Below are 19,924 nucleotides of genomic sequence, written 5' to 3'. Positions count from 1 at the left end.
TCATGAAGAGCGCGTCAGACGAGGTCCCCAGCACGGGGGTGCGTCCGGTCCGGGTGGGTGTCCTGGACGAGTCGGAGCTGGTGACCACCGGCGTGGCGGGGATGCTCGCCCCGCACCCCGAACGGGTCGTCGTCGTCGAGCCCCCGGAGGCGGACGTCGTGCTGTGCGACCCGGTCGGGCGTCCGGTCGACATCGAGACCTACCTGGGCGACGTGGCCCGGCAGACGGCCGCGCGGGTCGTCGTCTACAGCTGGCGGATGGACCAGGGCAGCGTGCGTCGCGTGGTCTCCGCCGGGGCCTGCGGCTTCGTCTCCAAGGCCGTCGGGTCCGACGAGCTGGTGCGCGTGCTCGAGCTGGTGCACCGCGGCGACCGGGTGTCGGTCCCGGCGCCGGGGCTGGCGTCCGACTCCCCGCTGAGCGTGCGGGAGGCGGAGGTGCTGGCGCTGATCTGCCGGGGTCGGAGCAACCTGGAGATCGCCGCCGAGCTCTTCGTCTCGGTCAACTCGGTGAAGACCTACATCCGGCAGATCTACCACAAGATCGGGGTCGCGCGACGCTCGCAGGCGGTCGCCTGGGGCATCGAGCGCGGCTACTGAGACCCGCTCCCCCGGCGGGTCGCGGTTTGCCGGCGGGTCCGTCGGGTACGGGCCGGCTATGACTGATTCGAACGCAGGTGCGAACGCCGCCCACAACCCCTCCGCCGACGGCGACGTCCTCGGCGCCGACACCCCGGCCGACGGCACCAACGCCGAGAAGGACCCCAGCGACTGGGTCACCGGCGACGAGCCGATGACCGGCGCCCAGCGCAGCTACCTCGACACGCTGGCCCGCCAGGCCGGCGAGACGCTGCCGGCCGACCTCAACAAGGCCGAGGCCTCCGAGCACATCGACCGGCTCCAGCAGAGCACCGGCCGCGGCACCGAGCAGTAGCTCCCCTGCACCGACCCCGGGCAGTGACCCCGCTCAGCTGAGCTCGACCCGCCCGCCGCGCTCGACCGTGCGCAAGTGGGTGGGCAGGCCGCGCTCCTGGCACCTCGCGAGGAACTCGGCCCGGTCGGAGCGGAAGACGGTGTAGTCGTCGAAGTGGACCGGCACGGTCACCGCCGGCTCCAGCAGCTGCACCAGGTCGGCCCCCTGCTCGTCGTCCATGGTGACGAGCACGCCGAAGGCGCGGGTGCCGCCGAGGTGGACGACCGCGGCGTCCAGCGGGCCCGTGCGCTCCACGACGTCGCGCAGGTAGGGGCGGAACAGGGTGTCGCCGCTGATGTAGACACGGAAGACGGGGCGGCCCGGCTCCTCCAGCTCAAGCACGCTGCCCATCACCGGCGGCATCACGTGCTTGGCCGGGCCGGGTCCGTGCTGGCCCGGCGCCGCGGTGATCCGCAGCCGGGTGTCGCGCTCGGTCAGCTCGAGCGTCTCCCAGGTGCGCATGCCGTGGGCGCCCCCGAAGCCCCACCGCGTGAGCGTGCGGCTCGACGCCGGTGTCGTCGCGACCAGCAGTCCACGGTCCAGCTCTCGGCGCGCGACCCGGTCGAAGTGGTCGCCGTGCAGGTGGCTGAGCAGCACGCCGTCGAGCCGGGGCAGGTCGGCGGGCTGCATCGAGGGCTCGGTCAGCCGCTTGGAGAACAGGCCCTTGCCGAGGTACGCCCGCTGCCCCCGGTGCAGGAAGTTCGGGTCGGTCAGCAGCGTGAAGGGCCCCAGCCGCAGGATCGTCGTCGCGGTGCCGACGAACTCCAGGGACGCCGCTGTCGGGCCGCCGGCCGAGGGTCGGTTCATGCCCGCCGGGTTCCCGGAGGTGCCGGGCCGCAGACCTGGGGGGTGTGCCCACGGCCCGGCGCGGACGAAGGTAGCCGTCCGGCACCCGCCCCGACATCGTCCGATCGGTCAGTCCTGCGCCGGGCGGTCGTCGCTGGCGGCCGGTCGTCGCTGGCGGCCGGTCGCGGCCGGGGCTCGGGAGTTCCCCCATCTGGGAGATGCGTGCGGCGACGACCCCGGCCTTGAGTGGGGTTCCCGTGCGTGAACACCCCCCCGGAGGACGACCATGACCCGACCGAAGACCCTGCTGGCCGCGATCGCGGCGAGCGCCGCGCTGGCGACCGCCGCCGGCACCGCCCTGGCTCCCGCCCAGGCGCACCGCGGCCACGACCCCGAGCCCGACGACCTGACGACCGTGACCGCCCTGAGCGGCCCGCGCGGCGTCGACTCGGTCGGCCGCGGGCTCACCCTGGTCACCGAGGACGACGGGACGTTCAGCCTCGTCGTCGAGAAGCGTCACGGCCCCGCCGAGGTCCGTGAGCTGGGTGGCCTCCCCGCGGCCGCGGGCTTCGCGCAGGCGATCTCCGCCGCACGCGGGAAGATCTACTTCCTGACCGGCGGCGGTGGCGCCGCCGCCGAGCTCCCCGCCGGCGCCGCGACCCTCTACGTCTGGTCCCGCGGCACGTTGAAGCCGCTGGCGGACATCGGCGCGCACCAGACCGGCGACGGGGACCCCTACGACCTCGAGGGCGTCCCCACCGACACCAACCCCTACGGGCTACAGGCGCTCCGCGACGGGACCGTGCTCGTCGCCGACGCGGGCGGCAACGACCTGCTGCGCGTGTGGCCCGACGGCAAGGTCCGGACCGTCGCGGTGTTCAAGCCGCGCGTGGTCGAGGTGCCGGACGACCTGCCCGCCCCTCCCCCTGCGCCGTTGCGCGGGCTGGCGCAGCGGGGTGCTGACGAGCCCGCACCGCCGGCCCCGCCGGCCCCGCCGGCACCGACCGTGCCGGCCGAGTCGGTCCCGACGTCGGTCACCGTCGGCGCGGACGGCTACTGGTACGTCGGTGAGCTCCGCGGGTTCCCGGCCACCCCCGGGACGTCCCAGGTGTGGCGGATCAAGCCGGGCTCGTCGGGCGCGGTGTGCGACCCCGCGGCGTACGACGACCACGGCAAGCGCGGCCACCACGGCGACCGACGGCACGGGCGAGCGGACTGCACGCGCTACGCCGACGGCCTGACCTCGATCGTCGACCTCGCATCCGACGAGGACGGCGCGATCTACGCCCTCAGCCTCTCCGTGGCCTCCTGGCTGCAGGCCGAGTCCGGCACCCCCGGCGCGGAGGTCGGGGGCCTGTTCAAGATCACCCCGCACCGCGGGCACACCCACACCCGCGAGCTCGTCCCCGGCCGGCTCGTCCTGCCCGGCGGGGTGGACGTGGCGAAGGACGGCGACATCTACCTCACCGGTCCGGTCTTCGGCCCGGGGTCGCTGATGAAGCTCGACTGAGCCCACCTCCTGCACCTCCTCAGCACGACCCCGGGTCGCCTCGCGGCCCGGGGTCGTCGCGCGTCCCTGGCCGGGCGGGTGCGGGTCCGACATCGCTGATCTGGGTGATGTCGCGCCAGTCATGGCCGTGGTCGCCTGAGGCCATGACACCTCGTTCGTCACCACGAAGACTGCGCCGCGTGATCGCCGCCGCCGCTGCCGTCGCGCTCCTGCCGCTCCTGCCACTCCTCGGCACCTCCCCCGCCTCGGGCACCACCGACGGCATGCAGGTCGGCGCCCGCGTCGAACCCCGCGGCAGCGAGAGCCTGCGCACGGCGGTCGAGCGTCGCGAGGCCAGCATCGACCGCAGCTACGACGTCGTCCGCGAGTTCCTCGTGTGGAACGACGCCTTCCCCCAGTCCTTCCACACCTGGCTCAAGAGCACCGGGCGGACGATGATCCTGTCGGTCAAGTCCCGACGCTCCAACGGCCAGACGGTGCGGTGGTCCGACATCGTCGCCGCCCAGCCGGGCAGCACGCTGCACGACGAGATCGTGCGCTGGGCCGACCGGATGCGCGCCTACGAGGTGCCGGTCTACTTCACCTTCAACCACGAGCCGGAGTCGAAGGCCAGCTCGAGCATGGGCAACGCGACCGAGTTCAAGGCCGCCTGGCAGAAGATCCACGACGTCTTCGTCGAGCGGGGCACCGACAACGTCAAGTTCATGTGGATCATGACCGACTACTCGTTCTTCGTCGGGTCCCAGGCAGCCAACGACGCCAGCAAGTGGTACCCGGGCGACGAGTACGTCGACGCGATGGGCGCCGACGCCTACAACTGGTTCACCTGCCGCACCGGCATCGACACGGCGTGGTGGACGCTGGAGCGGATCATCAAGCCGTTCCGCGACTTCGGCGCCGCCCACCCGGACAAGGAGCTGTGGCTGACCGAGTTCGGCAGCACCGAGGACCCCGCCCGGCCGGGTCGCAAGGCGCAGTGGCTGACCGAGGCGCAGGCACTGTTCAAGCGGTCGGACTACGCGCAGTTCCACGGTGTCCTCTACTTCGACTTCCGCGGGCCGGACAACTGCCAGTGGTCGCTCGACAGCAGCGCGGCCACGCTCGCGGCGTACAAGGCGATGGTCCAGGACCCGTTCTACGGCGGCGAGGCCGCGCCTCCTCCGCCCCCTCCCCCGCCGCCGCCCCCGCCGCCGCCGCCTCCGCCGCCCCCGCCGCCGCCGCCGGCTGAGGTCACGCTGGTCGGCACCTCGGTGGTCAACGCCAACCGCACGACCCACTCGGTGCAGGTGCCGAGCGGGGTCCAGGCCGGCGACACCCTGCTGCTGGCGTACAGCGCCAACGTCAACGCCGCGAGCACGACGCCCCCGGCCGGGTGGACCCAGCTGCGGACCGCCGACCCCTCGGGCCTGCGCAGCCGGCTGTGGACGAGGAAGGCCACGGCCACCGACGCCGGACGCACGCTGACGGTGACCAGCTCGGAGATCACCAAGGCCGACCTGCGGGTCGTCGCCTACCGCGGCGTCGGGAGCGTCGACGTGCACGCCGTCGGGATCGAGAGCACCACGCGCACCCAGCACGTGGCGCCCTCGGTCACGCCGACCCGGGACGGTGGGCGGGTCCTCGTCTACTGGGCCGACAAGTCCAACGGCAACACCGACCACATGGTGGTGGCCCCGCTCGTGGAGATCGCCCCGACGACGACCGGGAGCGGCAGCGGCTACATCACCGCGAGCGTCGCCGACCTCCCCGCCGGGGTGGCCGGCACCGCGACCGGCACCTTCACCGCGACCGGGACGAGCTCGGGCGGTCGGGCGGTGATGTACACCGTGGCGCTCCAGCCGTGAGCGTCCGCAGCGCCTGAACGGCTGCGCCGGTGGGTCGGGTCCGCCCGCCCACCGGCGCAGCGTCACGCTGGGACCATGGACGCGAGCACCGGCGAGCCCGACTTCGACGCGATCACCGCCTGGGCGATGTCCCTGCTGACCATGCGGGTCAACACGCCGTCGGGCGAGTGGTTGCCCGAGGACTTCGAGCAGGTCTACCGCCAGGGGTGGGCCGAGCTGGAGACGACCTTCGGCGCGAGCACCGCGAGCGAGATGGCGATCCTCGACCTGGCGAACATCGCCATGCACCTGGTCGACTACCTCGTCGCCGTCACCGGCCAGCCCGCCTCGCGGTGGTTGGAGCAGGTCCGCCGGGACTACGTCGACACCCAGGCCGACGACGGCCCCGAGGACGAGTCCTGAGGACGGTCCCGAGGACGGGCCCGACGACGGGTAGGGCGTGTGGGGCTCGAACCCACGACCCAGGGATTATGAGTCCCTTGCTCTGACCGACTGAGCTAACGCCCCTCGAGCGCCGGAGCCTAGTCGGGACGACCGGGCCGGCCGGCGCGGGGTTCGCACCGTGCCCGCGGCCGGGTCGTGACCCGGCCGCAGACGCACCGAGGGCCTGGCACGTGGTGCCAGGCCCTCTCTCTGCTCCCCCGGTTGGACTCGAACCAACAACCCTCCGGTTAACAGCCGAATGCTCTGCCAGTTGAGCTACAGGGGATCGGTGCAGCGCGCACACATTAGCAAGGCTCAGCAGCGCGGAGAAATTCGGGGGCTCAGCCCGGCTCGACCTCGCTGCGCGCGGCCGCGAGGCACCGTTCGGCGGCCTCCTGGACCGCGGGGTCCGCCGGGTCGAGGCCCTCGTCGAGGTCGTAGGACCAGGCCAGCGCGCGGTCGCCCGAGGCGGCCCGGCGGGCGACGACGCGCAGCCCACGACCGGCCGCGACCTCGACGTACCGCGTCAGCACGACGCTGGCCGTGACCCGCTCCCGCACCAGCTGCAGCAGCCGCCCGGGCTCGTCCACGGCCATCCGGTGGACCGGCTTGGGCTCGCCCCAGGTGCCGACCTCACGGACCACGAGCTCGCCGGCGTCCTGGTCCCAGGTGGCCGCCTCCACCTGCTCCCACGGCACCCGGGCGCCGTCGGGGAGGTAGAGCGCGTCGCGGGACCCGCCGACCGGACCGAGCGAGGTCGCCGTCCACGCCAGCAGCCGCTCGCCGCGGCGCACGTCGAGGTCGGGGCGCTCGGCACGCCGCGGCCGACCGGGCAGCCTCACGAGGACCCCACGGTCCGCTCCTGCAGCGTGCGGCGGTGCTGCTCGAGGGCGGCGAGCTCGCCGAACATCCGGTTGTACTCCACGGCGTGCTCGACCGGGTTGGTCCGCTGCAGGCGGGACTTCAGGTCGGCGATGCGCCGCATCGTGGTCAGCTCGAGCAGTCGGAAGACGTGCACCGAGACGTACGCCGCGTCCGGCTCCTTCGCCGTGCGGATCGGCTCGACGCCCAGCGCGCTGATCGCCGACGAGACCGCGGGATCGGTCGCCGCGTCGCGCAGGCGGCCGGCCCAGGTGGCGTCGCCCGACCCGGCCACGGGGCCGCCGGCCGCGGCGACCAGCTCCCACACGGCCCGGTAGACGGGGTGGGTGAAGTCCTCGACGCCGATGTCGGAGGTGGTCCGACCGATCGCCATCGGGTGCTGGATGACCAGCTTCAGTGTCTCCCGCTCGAGCGCGAACCGCGGGTCGCGCAGGTCGGGGACGGGGTTGCGCGGCGCGGGCGGGGCCTCGGCCTGCTGGGGCTCGCCGCGGCGGCTCCCCCGCTGGTCGGGCTTGGCGGGGCCGCGGGCGGCCGCGCGGCGTACCTCGGAGCGGGCCTGGTCGACGTCGACGCCGATCATGCCGGCGAGCTCGCGGGCGAAGGCGTCGACCTTCGACCGGTCGCGGATGCTGGAGACGAGCCGGGCGCCCTCGCGCAGGGCGTCGACGCGGCTGTCGGCGCGGTCGAGGTCGTACTTGCCGACGACGTTGGAGAGCACGAACCGGTAGAGCGGCACCCGGCGGGCGACCAGCTCGCGGACCGCGGCGTCGCCCTGCCGGATGCGCAGGTCGCAGGGGTCGAGGCCGTCGGGCTCGACGGCGACGTAGGTCTGCGAGACGAAGTTCTGGTCGCCGCTGAAGGTGCGCAGCGCGGCCTTCTGGCCGGCGGCGTCGCCGTCGAAGGCGAAGATGACCTCGCCGCGGAACTCCTCGTGGTCGTTCACGAACCGGCGCAGCACGCGGGCGTGCTCGTCGCCGAAGGCGGTGCCGCAGGTCGCGACCGCGGTGGTCACGCCGGCGAGGTGGCAGGCCATGACGTCGGTGTAGCCCTCGACCACGACCGCCTGGCTGGACCGCGCCATGTCCTTGCGCGCCAGGTCGATGCCGTAGAGCACCTGGCTCTTCTTGTAGATCGGCGTCTCGGAGGTGTTGAGGTACTTCGCGTCGATCCGGTCGTCGTCGAAGATCCGCCGCGCACCGAAGCCGATCGTGTCGCCGCTGGCGTCGCGGATGGGCCACAGCAGCCGGCCGCGGAACCGGTCGTACGCCGACCGGCCGACCGCGACGAGGCCGCCGGTGACCAGCTCCTCCTGGGAGAACGCCTTCTGACGCAGGTGCTTGAAGAGCGCGTCGCCGTCGCGCGGGGCGAAGCCGATGCCGAAGGTCTCCGCCGAGGCCTGGTCGAAGCCGCGCTCGGCCAGGAACTGGCGGGCGACGAGCGCGTCGGAGGTGCCGAGCTGCTCGGCGTAGAACTGCTGCGCGACCTTGTGGGCCTCGATGAGCCGGCTGCGCTGTGGTCCCTTGGGGCGGTCGTCGCGGACGTCGCCCTCCTCGCGCCGCAGCTGCACGCCGTACTTGTCGGCGAGCCGCTCGACGGCCTCGGCGAAGGAGAGCGCGTCGATGTCCATGACGAACTTGATGACGTCGCCGCCGGCCTGGCAGCCGAAGCAGTGGAAGAACCCGCGGCTGGGGGTGACGTGGAACGACGGGGACTTCTCGTCGTGGAAGGGGCACAGGCCCTTCATCGAGCCGCCGCCGGCGTTGCGGAGCGTGACGTGCTCGGCGACCACCTCGTCGATGCGCGCCTTCTCGCGCACCTCGGCGATGCTCTCCTCGCGGATCAGGCCTGTCACGGGGCCGATCCTAGGTGCCGGGGCGGGATCAGTACTCGCCGGTCATCACGTTGTGGAGGGGCTCCCCCGCGGCGTACCGGTGCAGCTGGTCGCGCACCAGACGGTGGGCCCGCGGCCACATCGCGCTGCTGGCCCCGCCGACGTGCGGGCTGACCAGCAGGCCGGGGGCGTCCCACAGGGGGCTGTCGGCCGGCAGCGGCTCGGTCTCGGCCACGTCGACGGCCGCGCGGACACGCCCGGCGTGCAGGGCCGCGACCAGGTCGTCGGTGACGACGACGGCGCCGCGGGCGACGTTGACGAGCAGCGCGCCCTCCTTCATCCGGCCGAGGAAGTCGGCGTCCACGAGGCCGCGGGTGGCGTCGGTCAGCGGCACGACGAGGATCACCACGTCGGCGTCGGGCAGCAGCCCCGGCAGGTCCTCGATCGGGTGGACGCCCTCGCGCGCCGTGCGGGCCACACGGACGACCTCGACCTCGAAGGGCAGCAGGCGCGCCTCGATGGCCTCGCCGATCGCGCCGTGACCCACGAGCAGGACCTTCCGGTCCGCGAGCGCCGGCCGCCAGCCGGGCGTCCACTCGTGGCGGTCCTGGGCGCGCACGAAGTCGGGGATGCCGCGCAGCGACGCCAGGACGAGCGCGAGGGTCAGCTCGGCGGTGGAGGTGTCGTGGATGCCGCGGCCGTTGCACAGCGCGACCCCCTCGGGCACCCGCGAGCGCACGTTGTCGACGCCGGCCGACAACAGCTGGACGACCTCGAGGCTGCGCATCCGCGGCAGCACGTCGCCGATCGCCGGCCCCATCTGGTACGGCGGCACGTAGAACCGCACGTCCTCGACCGAGTCGGGGACCTCCTGCGTCGGGTCGACCACCTCGTAGCGCAGACCCTCCGGCGGGTCGCCCAGCTCGGCGGGGTCGAACGGCAGCCACACGAGTCGGTCGGTCATGTTTGTCGACCCTACCGCTGGGGTTTCAACCCGCCCTGCCAGCCCCGGTCGTCCCGAGCAGCCCCGGTCAGCCCCGGGCGCCGACGAGCCGGGTGTGCCACGCGACCGCGCTGGCGTCGGTCAGGGACGCCACCTGGTCCACGACGACGCGCAGCCGCGCCGCGTCGTCGGCCGCCTCGTCCCAGTCGTCGGCGAAGGGCCGCTGCAGGCCGTCCGGCCCCCGGTCGACCAGGGCTGCGACCAGCTCGGCGAGCAGCGAGCGCTGCCGCTCCATCAGCGCGACCCGGTCCTCAGCCTGCATCACGTAACGCGCGGCGATGCCCTTGAGCACCGCGATCTCGAGCCGGGTCGTCGCAGGGACGACCAGGTCGGCGCGGTAGCGGACGAACGGCCCCTCCCCCGCGGCGTACGTCGCGTGCTGGGCCGCCCCGCAGAACCGGCCGATCAGGTCGCTGGTGAGGTTCTTCAGCGCGGCCAGCCCGCGCCGGCTGCCGTCGTAGGGCGCCACCGGCCAGGACCCCTGCGTGCGCAGGCCGGCGAGGACCTCGTCGAGGCGGGCGTCGCCCACGTCGGGGACGTACCAGTCGCGGACCGTCTGCCAGACCGCGGCGGTGTCGAGCCGGGTCAGGTCGACGCGGCCGGCGACGATGCCGTCCTCGATGTCGTGCACCGAGTAGGCCACGTCGTCGGCGAGGTCCATCACCTGCGCCTCGAGGCACTGCCGCTCGCCGACCGAGCCGGCCCGCATCCAGTCGAAGACCGGCCGGTCGTCGGCGTACACCCCGAACTTGCTCACCACCCGGGGCGAGCCGTCGGCGTGGTGGCCCTGCGGCGCCTGGGCGCGCTCGCGCGGCCAGGGGTACTTCGTGCAGGCGTCGAGCGTGGCGCGGGTGAGGTTCAGCCCGACCGAGCGGCCCTCGGCGTCGAAGGTCTTGGCCTCCAGCCGGGTGAGCAACCGCAGCGTCTGGGCGTTGCCCTCGAAGCCGCCGCACGGGCCCGACAGCTCGGCCAGCACCCGCTCGCCGTTGTGCCCGAACGGCGGGTGGCCCAGGTCGTGGGCGAGCGCCGCGGTCTCGGCGATGTCGGGCTGGCTGCCCAGCGCCCGCGACAGGTCGCGGGCCACCTGGGCCACCTCGAGGCTGTGGGTCAGCCGGTTGCGCACGAAGTCGTCGGACCGCGGGTCGACGACCTGGGTCTTGGCCGCCAGCCGGCGGGAGGCGGCCGCGTGCACGACCCGGGCCCGGTCCCGCTCGAACGCGGTGCGCTCGGGCGCGTCGACCCGCTTGGGCGGCTCGGGCACGAGCCGCTCGCGGTCGGCGTCGTCGTACAGCTCCTCGGTCGTCATGTCGGGGGCGAGCCTAGGGCCCACCACCGACCGACCGACGCGGGCCGTGCGGGTGGGTCAGTACGTCGTGACGTGGACGTGGTCGTAGTGGTTGGCCGTGGTCGAGCCACGGTCCTCCATGCCGCGCCAGCCCTCGCCGGCGCGCTCGACCGACCAGATCTGCTGGGAGTAGATCAGGTAGGAGACGCCGAGCTCGGCGTAGTGCTCGCGGACGAACTCCGCCACCTGCCAGCCGAGGTCGCCGCTGACCATGATGTCGACGGCCAGGCCCTGGGAGTGCTCGCCGTCGCCACGGAACGTGCCGTAGGTCGAGATCTCCGGGAACGCCGCGCAGACCGCGTCGTGGACCTTGACGATGTTGGGGCTGACGCCGGAGGCGACCGACGAGCCGTTGGTGCAGGCACCGCCGAGCTGCGGCTCGGTCTCGGGCTTCTCCGCGGCGAGGTAGCCCTTGCTCACCCACCGGGCGGTGCCGCCGACGACGACCTCCTCGCGGCCGAAGAGCGAGCGCCCAGTGACCAGCACCTTCTCCAGCGGCTCGAGCTCGCCGACCTTGCCGGCCTTGTCGCCGGGCGCGTCCCACAGGTTCAGGGTCGTCGTGGTCCACAGCTTGGTGTCGGCGGCGGAGACGGCGCGGCTCACGCTGGCCGGGGCCGTCATCCGCTCGGCCTTCGTCGGCTTGCGCTCGATGCGGTCCGAGGCGCGGGAGACGACCGGCTGGCGCTCGAACTCCATCGAGGGACCGGGGACGGACGCCTCACGAGCGCTGGCGGTCACCAGCTCGGTCGGCGAGGGAGCCCCCGCGACGCCGAGGGTGACGACGCCGGCGGTGGCCAGGAGGGCGATCGGTGCCGCCACGAAGGCGGCCCGGGGCTTGCGGCGGGCATTGGTGTCCCGCTTGTGGCGGTGGTCTGCCACAGCGCTGATCCTTTGCTGTTGCGTACATGGGACGGCCGGTCAGCTCGTCGCTCGACCGGCACGGTCACCTACCGTGACACACCTCGGCCGGGCTGTGTGAAAGTTGAACGGCAAATTCCGTTGTGTGTCCAGTCACCCGCCGCTGCCGGCGTCGGCGTCCTCGGTGAGCACGCAGCCGAGCCCGTCGGTCTCGTCCAGCCACCCCTCGGGCAGCACGACCTTGGACCGCGGGGACCCCTGACGGCCCCGCGGAGCGCCCAGCTCGGAGGCCGGGAACGGCTCGTCGACGTCGAGGTCGGCGAGCAGCGCGTCGAGCGCCGCGAGGCTGTCGACCAGGCCCAGCGAGCGGCGCATCTCGCCGCCGGCGGCGAAGCCCTTGAGGTACCAGGAGACGTGCTTGCGGAACTCCTTGCAGCCGCGCTCCTCCCCCATGTGCTGGCACAGCAGCTCGGCGTGGCGGCGCATCATCGCCGCCACCTCGCCCAGCGTCGGCAGCGTCTTGACCTCCTCGCCGCCGAAGGCCGCGGCCAGGTCGCGGAAGAGCCACGGCCGACCCAGGCAGCCCCGGCCGACCACGACGCCCGCGGCACCGGTCTGCTCGACCATGCGCACCGCGTCGGCGGCCTCCCAGATGTCGCCGTTGCCGAGCACCGGGATGTCGACGGATGCCGCCAGCTCGCCGATCGCGCCCCAGTCGGCCTCACCGGAGTAGGCCTGGGCGACCGTGCGGCCGTGCAGCGCGATCGCCGCGGCGCCGGCCTCCTGGGCGATCCGGCCGGCGTCGAGGTAGGTCAGGTGGTCCTCGTCGATGCCCTTGCGGGTCTTCATCGTGACCGGGACGTCGTACGGCGCGGCCGCCGCGACCGCGTGCTCGAGGATCCGCCCCAGCAGCCCGCGCTTCCACGGCAGCGCGCCGCCGCCGCCCTTGCGGGTCACCTTCGGGACCGGGCAGCCGAAGTTGAGGTCGATGTGGGCGACGCCGTACTCCGCGCAGAGGATCTCCGCGGCCTTGCCGACGTAGACCGGGTCGGTGCCGTAGAGCTGCACCGAGCGGGTCGTCTCCAGCTCGTCGAAGACCAGCATGTCGCGGGTGTGCTGGTCGCCTTCGACCAGGCCGCGGCTGGTGATCATCTCGCACACGTAGAGGCCGGCGCCCTGCTCGGCGCACAGCCGGCGGTACGCCGCGTTGGTGATGCCGGCCATCGGCGCGAGCACCACGGGGGTGTCCACGCGCAGCGACCCGAGGGTCAGCGAGGAGGGCAGCGACATGGTGTCCATTGTCCGACCGGCCGACGGGACCGCCCAAATCCGGCGTCAGCGGTCGACGGTCCCCTGCACCGCGAACCCCCACTCGGGCCGGTAGCGGCTGGCGCGGGTGCAATCGGCTCCCGCCCGGTCCGGGTCGATCGTGCAGCGGACCAGCACGTAGCCCTTCCCCGGGACCCCGGAGAGGTGGACCAGCGCGCCGCTGCGCTCCTCGAACCACACCCGGTCGCCGGTCTGGTGGGTCAGCCGTCGCACGGCGAGCAGCCGGCCGTCGGCCACGCGGCGTACCTGCAGGTCGTCGTGGCGGGTGGTCGGCGTGCGCACGACGCCGGCGACGAGCGCGCCGTCGGCCGAGACCGCCCGCGGCAGGAACGCCGCGTCCCAGGCCGGGGTGCCCGGGTCGCCCAGGGACGTCGGTCCGTAGCGGCCGTCCGTCGACTCCACCAGGGCGAGGTCGTGCTGCGGGGCGACCACCGCGCTGTGCACGTCCGTGCAGGTCAGCGACTCCTCGGTGCCCGCCTGCGGCGGCACCCAGGTGCAGGTGCGGTCGGGCAGCGCGATCCGGACGCCGCCCTCGTCCCACCCCAGGGCCGTCCCGGGCTCGCCGGGCAGCACCAGCCGGGCCGTCACCCGACCCGAGAGCGTCGTCACGACGCCGAGCGCCCCGCCGTCCCGGTCCACGGTCCACCGCAGCACGCGACGCGGCTGCGCGGACGCGAGGAAGGACGTCCCGCCCTCGCGGTCCCATGCCTCCGCGACCTGACGGGCGGGGCCGCCGACCCGCACGGCGTACAACCGCACCGAGCGCTGGCGGACCTGCTCGACCAGCCAGCCGGCGCTCGACGGGCCGACCAGCCGCAGGCCGTGCGCCGGGTTGCGCGGCACGGCCAGGCGGCGCTCGGTGCCGTCGCGCCGGTGGAGCAGCGCGGCGCCGCGCGGCTGCTCCAGCCGCTCCAGCCAGGTCAGGTCGGCGTCGCGGCCGCGCGGGAGGGCGCCGTCACCGGCGACGGCAGGCGCCGCCGCGACGAGCAGCCCGGTGGTGACGGTGAGCGTCGCGGTGGCGGTGGCCAGCGCGGTGGTGAAGCGGGTCGTCCTCATGCCCGTCTGACGCTCGCCGGAACGGAAAGGTTCAGCCTCGGCCGCCGCCCTTGCCCTTGCCGCTCTTCTTGCCCTTCTTGCCCTGGCCCGGCTTCTTCACCTGCTGCAGCTCGCCGGTCCAGGTGACCGGGTTGAACTCCTGCGTCGGCCGGAAGCTCACCGCCGTCAGCTCGCCCTTGCCGGGCGCGAGGTAGACCAGGCACACCTCGGCCTCCTTGCCGGGGCCGAACTTCTTCGGCAGCGGCGCGCTCGGGCACGGGTCGAACGTGCTCGCGAACGAGGAGTGCTCGACGAGGGTGTTGTTGCCGTCGACGATGTAGAGCGGCTGCAGCCGCAGGCCGCCGAGGTCGGTGTCGCCCGCGTTGGTGACGGTGGCGCGCACGAAGTAGGGGTTGGACTTCTTCGTGGCCGCGTCCAGCTGCCAGCCGCCGAAGGACTCCTTGAACGACGTCTTCTCCAGCCGGTCGACCCGGATCGAGAGCACGCCGACCTTGTCCTGCTTCGGCTCCCAGGCCACCGTCGCCTCCTCGCCCACCTCGAGCTCGCTGCCCTGGGGGGTGAGCTCGACGCCGTCCGGCACCGGGAGGTACGGCGTGGCGCTGGCCGACGCCGTGCCGGCGCTGCTGCTCGGCGACGCGCTGCCCTCCGCGTCCGGGCCGTCGCCGGAGTCGTCGGAGCAGGCGGTGAGCAGCAGGCTGCCGGCGACCAGGCCGGCGAGCAGCGCACGGGTGGGGCGGGTGGGACGCATGCCCCGATTGTGCACGGAGCCCCTGGTCAGCACCCGACGAATCGCTGCGCGAACCACGACGTGACCTGGTCCAGGCCGACCCGCTCCTGCTCCATGGTGTCGCGGGAGCGGACGGTCACGGCCTGGTCCTCGAGGGTGTCGAAGTCGACGGTGACGCAGTACGGCGTACCGATCTCGTCCTGGCGGCGGTAGCGGCGACCGATCGCGCCGGAGTCGTCGAAGTCGACGTTCCAGCCCGCGGTGCGCAGCTCCATGGCCAGGTCCTTGGCCTTGGGCGAGAGGTCGCTGTTGCGGCTCAGCGGCAGCACGGCGACCTTGACCGGCGCGAGGCGCGGGTCGAGGCGCAGCACGGTGCGCTTGTCGACGCCGCCCTTGGTGTTGGGCGCCTCGTCCTCGGTGTAGGCGTCGACGAGGAAGGTCATCAGGCTGCGCGAGAGGCCGGCTGCCGGCTCGATGACGTACGGCGTGTAGCGCTCGTTGTTGGCCTGGTCGAAGTAGGACAGGTCCTGGCCGGAGTGCTGGGCGTGGGTGGAGAGGTCGAAGTCGGTGCGGTTGGCGACGCCCTCGAGCTCGCCCCACTCCGAGCCGGTGAACCCGAAGCGGTACTCGATGTCGACGGTCCGCTTGGAGTAGTGGCTGAGCTTCTCCTGGGCGTGCTCGTAGTGGCGCAGGTTGTCGGGGTTGATCCCGAGGTCGGTGTACCACTGCGTGCGCTGGTCGATCCAGTACTGGTGCCACTCCTCGTCCTCGCCCGGCTTGACGAAGAACTCCATCTCCATCTGCTCGAACTCACGGGTGCGGAAGATGAAGTTGCCCGGGGTGATCTCGTTGCGGAAGCTCTTGCCGATCTGGGCGATGCCGAACGGCGGCTTCTGGCGGCTCGAGGTCACGACGTTGGCGAAGTTCACGAAGATGCCCTGCGCGGTCTCCGGGCGCAGGTAGTGCAGGCCGGTCTCGTCCTCGGTGACGCCGAGGTGGGTCTTCAGCATCCCGGAGAACTGCCGCGGCTCGGTCCACGCGCCGCGGGTGCCGCAGTTGGTGCAGGCGACCTCGGCGAGGTCGACCGAGTCAGGGTCCTCGATGCCCTTCTTCTCGGCGTACGCCTCCTGGAGGTGGTCGTAGCGGAAGCGCTTGTGGCACGACTGGCACTCGGTCAGCGGGTCGTTGAAGGTGTCGACGTGGCCGCTGGCCTCCCACACCTGGCGCGGCAGGATGATGCTGGAGTCCAGGCCCACGACGTCCTCGCGCATGGTGACCATGGACTTCCACCACTGGCGCTTGATGTTCTCCTTCAGCTCCACGCCGAGCGGGCCGTAGTCCCACGCGGAGCGCGTGCCGCCGTAGATCTCGCCGCACGGGTAGACGAAGCCCCGCCGCTTGGCGAGGGAGACGACGTGGTCGACGGTCGTTGCGGGCGGCTTGGCCACGGGTGAACCTCTCAGGGGTGCTGCAGGTGCTGCAGGGATCTGGGGAAGGAGATCTCGCGATCTCGGGTCGAGCGAGCGGTCAGCCTAGCGAGCGCGGCACGCCGGTGTTCAGCACGGTCCCCGGGTCGACCGGCTCGTAGGCGCTCGGCTCGTCGAGGGCCCGGCTGAGGACCGGCACGGCCTCCATCTTGACCTCGTAGGAGGACAGCGCGCGGCGGTAGGCGCCGACGTGCTCCCAGGTCGTGGTGAGCACCCACAGGGACGGGTCATCGACGTTGCGGCCGATGCGTCCGGTGACGTACCCGGGTCGTGCTGCGAGGGCCTCGTGCGCCCGCTGGAGGTCCGCCCGGAAGCGTTCGTCGTCGTCCGGGACGCGGAACCTGTTGACCACCAGCACGGCGCGAGCCTAGCCACGAGGCGATTTGACAATCGTTCTCATCGTTTCTGAGAATCGTTCTCATGCCTCTCCGTCGCCGTGCCGTGCCCGCCCTCGCCGCCCTCGGCGCGCTGACCCTCGGGCCGGCGCTGGGCGGGTGCGCCGCCCTCACCGGCGAGGACGAGACCGCGTCGGGCGACGGGGCCCGCACCGTCGCGGCGGCGCTCTACCCCCTGGCGTACGTCGCCGGGCGGGTCGCCGGCGACGCGGTCGACGTCGAGAACCTCACCTCCGCCGGCGGCGAGCCCCACGACCTCGAGCTCGGGCTCCGCGAGACCGCGCTCGTCACCGACGCCGCACTGGTGCTCCACGTCTCCGGCCTCCAGCCGGCCGTCGACGCCGCCGTCGCCGAGAACGCCACCGGCGAGGTGCTCGACGCCGCCGACGTCGTCGACCTGCTGCTCGTCGAGGACGGGCACGCTGACCACGCGCACGGCGAGGGCGAGGGCGAGGGCGGGGACCACGAGGGTCACGACCACGGTGACCACGACCCGCACTTCTGGCTGGACCCGCTGCGCATGGCCGACCTCGGCGACGCCGTGGCCGACCGGCTCGCGGACCTCGACCCCGACGAGGCGGAGTCCTTCCGCGCCAACGCCGCCGACCTGCGGATCGAGCTCGAGCAGCTCGACGAGGAGTACGCCGCCGGCCTGGCCGACTGCGCGACCGACACGGTCGTCACCAACCACGACGCGTTCGGCTACCTCGCGAAGTACGGCCTCGACCTGGTCTCGATCACCGGCCTCTCCCCCGACGCCGAGCCCAGCCCGGCCGCGCTGGCCGACCTGCAGGAGCTGATCCGCGAGGAGGGCGTCACCACCGTCTTCTCCGAGACCCTCGTCAGCCCGAAGACCGCCGAGGTGCTGGCCGACGACGCCGGCGTCCGCACCGCCGTGCTGGACACCGTCGAAGGCCTGGCCGACGACACCGCGGACGAGGACTACGGTTCGCTCATGCGTCGCAACCTGGCCGCCCTGCAGGAGGCGAACCGCTGTTGAGCGCGCCGGCCCCCTCGACCGGCGGCGGCTCGGCCCCCGTCGTCGAGCTGCGTGACGGCGCCGTCGCCATCGGCGGCCGCCCGATCCTGCGCCACGTCGACCTGACGGTGCGGCGGGGCGAGTTCCTGACGCTCCTCGGCCCGAACGGGTCGGGCAAGTCGACGCTCGTGCGCGCGCTGACCGGTCTGCGGCCGCTGACCCAGGGGTCGCTGTCGCTGTTCGGCACGCCGATCGAGTCGTTCCGCGAGCACCACCGGCTCGGCTTCGTGCCGCAGCGGGCCAGTGCCGCGAGCGGCGTACCGGCGTCGGTCGCGGAGGTCGTCGCCTCCGGCCGGCTCACCCGGCGGCGCCTGCTGCGGCCCGCCGGGAAGGCCGACCGGGCCGCGGTCGCCTCGGCGCTCGCGATGGTCGGGCTCGCCGACCGCGCCCGCGACAGCGTCGCCACGCTGTCGGGCGGCCAGCAGCAGCGGGTGCTGATCGCCCGCGCGCTGGCCGGCGAGCCGGAGCTGTTCTTCCTCGACGAGCCGACCGCGGGGGTCGACCTGCCCAACCAGCAGGCGCTCGCCGACGCGCTCGGCGCCCTGTCGACGACCGGCAGCACGGTCGTGCTCGTCACCCACGAGCTCGGGCCGCTCGCGCCGCTCGTCGACCGCACGGTGGTGCTGCGCGACGGACGGGTCGTGTACGACGGCGCCCCGCTCCAGCTCGACGACGCGCACGGGCACCACCACCCCGACCCACGGCGTACCGACCACCACCCCGGCGTCGCCGCCCCGCTCGACCGGACCGGAGAGGACGTGGACTGGTGATCGACCTCCTCGGCTACACCTTCATGCAGCGGGCGCTGATCGCGGCGCTGGTGACCGGGGTCGCCGCGCCCGTGATCGGCACCTACCTCGTCCAGCGGCGGCTGGCGCTGCTCGGTGACGGGCTCGGCCACGTCGCCGTCACCGGTGTCGCGCTCGGGCTGCTGACCGGGTTCGCCCCGACGTGGACGGCCGTCGTCGTCGCGATCCTGGGTGCCATCGCCATCGAGGTGATCCGCGAGCGCGGCAGCACGAGCGGCGACCTGGCCCTCGCGCTGCTGTTCTACGGCGGTCTCGCCGGCGGCGTGCTGATCACGGGGCTGGCCGGACAGAGCGCCGCGAAGCTGCAGCAGTACCTCTTCGGCTCGATCACCGCGATCTCGGTCTCCGACGTGTGGTTCACGATCGGGCTGGCGGCGCTGATCCTGCTGCTCGGGGTCGGGCTGCTCCCCCAGCTGTTCACGGTCGCCCAGGACCAGGACTTCGCGCGGGTCGCCGGGCTGGACGTGCGCGCCTACAACCTGCTCGTCGCCGTGCTCGCCGCCGTCACCGTGACGATCGCGATGCGCACCGTCGGGCTGCTGCTGGTCTCGGCGCTGATGATCGTGCCGGTCGCGGCGTCCCAGCAGCTGGCCCGGTCGTTCCGCGCCACCCTTGTCGGCGCGGTCGTCGTCGGCGCGGGCGCCGGTGTCGGCGGCCTGCTGCTGGCCGGCTGGATCTCGGTGCGGCACGACGTGTCGGTGGCCCCCGGCCCGACGATCGTGCTGCTCGCCCTCGCCTGCTTCGTCGCGACCTGGCCGATCGGGGCCTGGCTGCGGCACCGGGCGCGGCTGCGCCAACCGTTCCCCGAGGGCGCGGTGGCGCCGCTCGAGGCCGCCGACCACGACGACCACGACCACGGACCGGCCTGCGGCCACCTCGCCGTCCCGCACGACGACCACGTCGACTACGTGCACGACGGCCACCGGCACGCCCGGCACGGCCAGCACTACGACGAGCACTGACCGGCCCCTTTTCGCACCGACGGGAGCAGCGATGACCGAGCAGACCCCTCTCCGCCCGACGCGGCAGCGCGTGGCCGTGGCCGAGGCGCTCGCCTCCGTCGACGACTTCCGCTCCGCCCAGGAGATCCACGACCTGCTCGGCCGCCGCGGCGAACCGGTCGGCCTGGCCACCGTCTACCGCACCCTGCAGCGCCTCGCCGACGCCGGCGAGGTCGACCTGCTGCGCACCGAGGACGGCGAGGCGGTCTACCGCCGCTGCTCCACCACCCACCACCACCACCTGGTCTGCCGGGGCTGCGGCGCCACCGTCGAGGTCGAGGGCCCCGCCGTCGAGCGCTGGACCCGCAGCATCGCCGGCGAGCACGGCTTCACCGACGTCAGCCACACCCTCGAGATCTTCGGCACCTGCCGCTCCTGCTCCGCCTCCCCCGCCACCGACTGACCGACACCGCCCCGCCCGCTGGTCGAGCAGCGAGCGCCAGCGACCACCGCTGGTCGAGCAGCGAGCGCCAGCCGGTGGGTTGAGGAGGCGCGCCAGCGCCGTCTCGAAACCGAGCGTCGACGAGACCCGGTGAGGTGCGCCGGGCGCTGCCAACGTTGCGCCGGCCGGCGGGTGGTTGCCGCCCTGCGCGGGTGCGGGGGTTTCGTCGACGCTCAGGTGCAGCACGC

Annotated in this window: 20 protein-coding genes and 2 tRNA genes; 9 read left to right on the top strand and 13 right to left on the bottom strand. The window is 73.4% G+C overall.

Features of this window, described 5'->3' with window-relative positions; genetic code table 11:
• Window positions 1-2 precede the first annotated feature (2 nt).
• Complete coding sequence (locus tag QWY29_RS19375; protein WP_300962856.1) at window positions 3-596, top strand: response regulator transcription factor; 594 nt, start codon at window positions 3-5, stop codon at window positions 594-596.
• A gap of 58 nt (window positions 597-654) precedes the next feature.
• A complete protein-coding gene (locus QWY29_RS19370; RefSeq protein ID WP_300962855.1) occupies window positions 655-930 on the top strand; it encodes a DUF3072 domain-containing protein in 276 nt (91 codons plus the stop codon).
• 33 nt (window positions 931-963) lie between these two features.
• Here the strand turns inward: QWY29_RS19370 and QWY29_RS19365 are convergent, their stop codons facing one another.
• On the bottom strand, window positions 964-1,776 hold the full coding sequence (locus tag QWY29_RS19365; protein WP_300962854.1) for an MBL fold metallo-hydrolase: 813 nt from the start codon (window positions 1,774-1,776) through the stop codon (window positions 964-966).
• 265 nt (window positions 1,777-2,041) lie between these two features.
• On the opposite strand from QWY29_RS19365, the gene QWY29_RS19360 reads away from it, so the two are divergent.
• The 3 genes from QWY29_RS19360 (at window position 2,042) to QWY29_RS19350 (ending at window position 5,511) form a co-directional block, all read left to right on the top strand.
• Window positions 2,042-3,265, top strand: a complete 1,224-nt coding sequence (locus QWY29_RS19360) for a ScyD/ScyE family protein (protein ID WP_300962853.1) — start codon at window positions 2,042-2,044, stop codon at window positions 3,263-3,265.
• A gap of 179 nt (window positions 3,266-3,444) precedes the next feature.
• Window positions 3,445-5,109, top strand: coding sequence for a glycoside hydrolase family 26 protein (locus QWY29_RS19355; RefSeq protein WP_300962852.1), 1,665 nt, complete (start codon window positions 3,445-3,447; stop codon window positions 5,107-5,109).
• A gap of 75 nt (window positions 5,110-5,184) precedes the next feature.
• Complete coding sequence (locus tag QWY29_RS19350) at window positions 5,185-5,511, top strand: hypothetical protein (RefSeq protein WP_300962851.1); 327 nt, start codon at window positions 5,185-5,187, stop codon at window positions 5,509-5,511.
• Between the two features lie 31 nt (window positions 5,512-5,542).
• Here QWY29_RS19350 and QWY29_RS19345 read toward each other — a convergent pair.
• From QWY29_RS19345 to QWY29_RS19290, 12 genes are all read right to left on the bottom strand, one after another.
• Window positions 5,543-5,616 (bottom strand) — tRNA-Ile (locus QWY29_RS19345).
• A gap of 129 nt (window positions 5,617-5,745) precedes the next feature.
• A tRNA-Asn gene (locus tag QWY29_RS19340) sits at window positions 5,746-5,818 on the bottom strand.
• A 55-nt stretch (window positions 5,819-5,873) separates the two neighbouring features.
• Window positions 5,874-6,374 (bottom strand): hypothetical protein, encoded by a 501-nt coding sequence (locus QWY29_RS19335; RefSeq protein WP_300962850.1) that lies wholly within the window; start codon window positions 6,372-6,374, stop codon window positions 5,874-5,876.
• On the bottom strand, window positions 6,371-8,266 hold the full coding sequence (gene dnaG / locus QWY29_RS19330) for a DNA primase (RefSeq protein WP_300962849.1): 1,896 nt from the start codon (window positions 8,264-8,266) through the stop codon (window positions 6,371-6,373). Before dnaG ends, QWY29_RS19335 begins: the two co-directional genes overlap by 4 nt.
• A 28-nt stretch (window positions 8,267-8,294) precedes the next feature.
• Window positions 8,295-9,209, bottom strand: coding sequence for a 2-hydroxyacid dehydrogenase (locus tag QWY29_RS19325; protein WP_300962847.1), 915 nt, complete (start codon window positions 9,207-9,209; stop codon window positions 8,295-8,297).
• Between the two features lie 67 nt (window positions 9,210-9,276).
• Entirely contained in the window at window positions 9,277-10,554 is a 1,278-nt protein-coding gene (locus QWY29_RS19320; RefSeq protein WP_300962846.1) for a deoxyguanosinetriphosphate triphosphohydrolase, read from the bottom strand.
• A 57-nt stretch (window positions 10,555-10,611) separates the two neighbouring features.
• A complete protein-coding gene (locus tag QWY29_RS19315; protein ID WP_300962845.1) occupies window positions 10,612-11,472 on the bottom strand; it encodes a VldE C-terminal domain-containing protein in 861 nt (286 codons plus the stop codon).
• 132 nt (window positions 11,473-11,604) lie between these two features.
• Window positions 11,605-12,741: a tRNA dihydrouridine synthase DusB gene (gene dusB / locus QWY29_RS19310; RefSeq protein WP_300962844.1), complete on the bottom strand. Its 1,137-nt coding sequence runs from the start codon at window positions 12,739-12,741 to the stop codon at window positions 11,605-11,607.
• Window positions 12,742-12,786: 45 nt separating this feature from the next.
• Complete coding sequence (locus tag QWY29_RS19305; RefSeq protein WP_300962843.1) at window positions 12,787-13,836, bottom strand: hypothetical protein; 1,050 nt, start codon at window positions 13,834-13,836, stop codon at window positions 12,787-12,789.
• A gap of 31 nt (window positions 13,837-13,867) precedes the next feature.
• Complete coding sequence (locus QWY29_RS19300; RefSeq protein WP_300962842.1) at window positions 13,868-14,584, bottom strand: hypothetical protein; 717 nt, start codon at window positions 14,582-14,584, stop codon at window positions 13,868-13,870.
• Between the two features lie 26 nt (window positions 14,585-14,610).
• The gene (locus QWY29_RS19295) at window positions 14,611-16,011 is read right to left on the bottom strand and encodes a glycine--tRNA ligase (RefSeq protein WP_300962841.1); all 1,401 of its coding nucleotides are present in this window, start codon (window positions 16,009-16,011) and stop codon (window positions 14,611-14,613) included.
• A 79-nt stretch (window positions 16,012-16,090) separates the two neighbouring features.
• Window positions 16,091-16,408, bottom strand: coding sequence for an antibiotic biosynthesis monooxygenase family protein (locus QWY29_RS19290; RefSeq protein ID WP_300962840.1), 318 nt, complete (start codon window positions 16,406-16,408; stop codon window positions 16,091-16,093).
• A gap of 62 nt (window positions 16,409-16,470) precedes the next feature.
• Between QWY29_RS19290 and QWY29_RS19285 the strand changes: the two genes are divergently transcribed.
• The 4 genes from QWY29_RS19285 to QWY29_RS19270 are packed head-to-tail and all read left to right on the top strand — an operon-like array spanning window position 16,471 to window position 19,697.
• Complete coding sequence (locus tag QWY29_RS19285; RefSeq protein ID WP_300962839.1) at window positions 16,471-17,445, top strand: metal ABC transporter substrate-binding protein; 975 nt, start codon at window positions 16,471-16,473, stop codon at window positions 17,443-17,445.
• Window positions 17,442-18,254 carry a metal ABC transporter ATP-binding protein gene (locus QWY29_RS19280; RefSeq protein ID WP_300962838.1) on the top strand — a complete coding sequence of 271 codons (813 nt, stop codon included), beginning with the start codon at window positions 17,442-17,444 and terminating at the stop codon, window positions 18,252-18,254. Before QWY29_RS19285 ends, QWY29_RS19280 begins: the two co-directional genes overlap by 4 nt.
• The gene (locus tag QWY29_RS19275) at window positions 18,251-19,255 is read left to right on the top strand and encodes a metal ABC transporter permease (RefSeq protein ID WP_336621853.1); all 1,005 of its coding nucleotides are present in this window, start codon (window positions 18,251-18,253) and stop codon (window positions 19,253-19,255) included. Before QWY29_RS19280 ends, QWY29_RS19275 begins: the two co-directional genes overlap by 4 nt.
• Before the next feature lie 31 nt (window positions 19,256-19,286).
• Window positions 19,287-19,697 (top strand): Fur family transcriptional regulator, encoded by a 411-nt coding sequence (locus QWY29_RS19270; protein WP_300962836.1) that lies wholly within the window; start codon window positions 19,287-19,289, stop codon window positions 19,695-19,697.
• Window positions 19,698-19,924: the final 227 nt, after the last annotated feature.

It is taken from the genome of Nocardioides abyssi, assembly GCF_030412915.1.
GTDB lineage: Bacteria > Actinomycetota > Actinomycetes > Propionibacteriales > Nocardioidaceae > Nocardioides > Nocardioides abyssi.
Note: the sequence above shows the minus strand (reverse complement) of the source record. Positions and strands in the feature narration are given on the sequence as shown.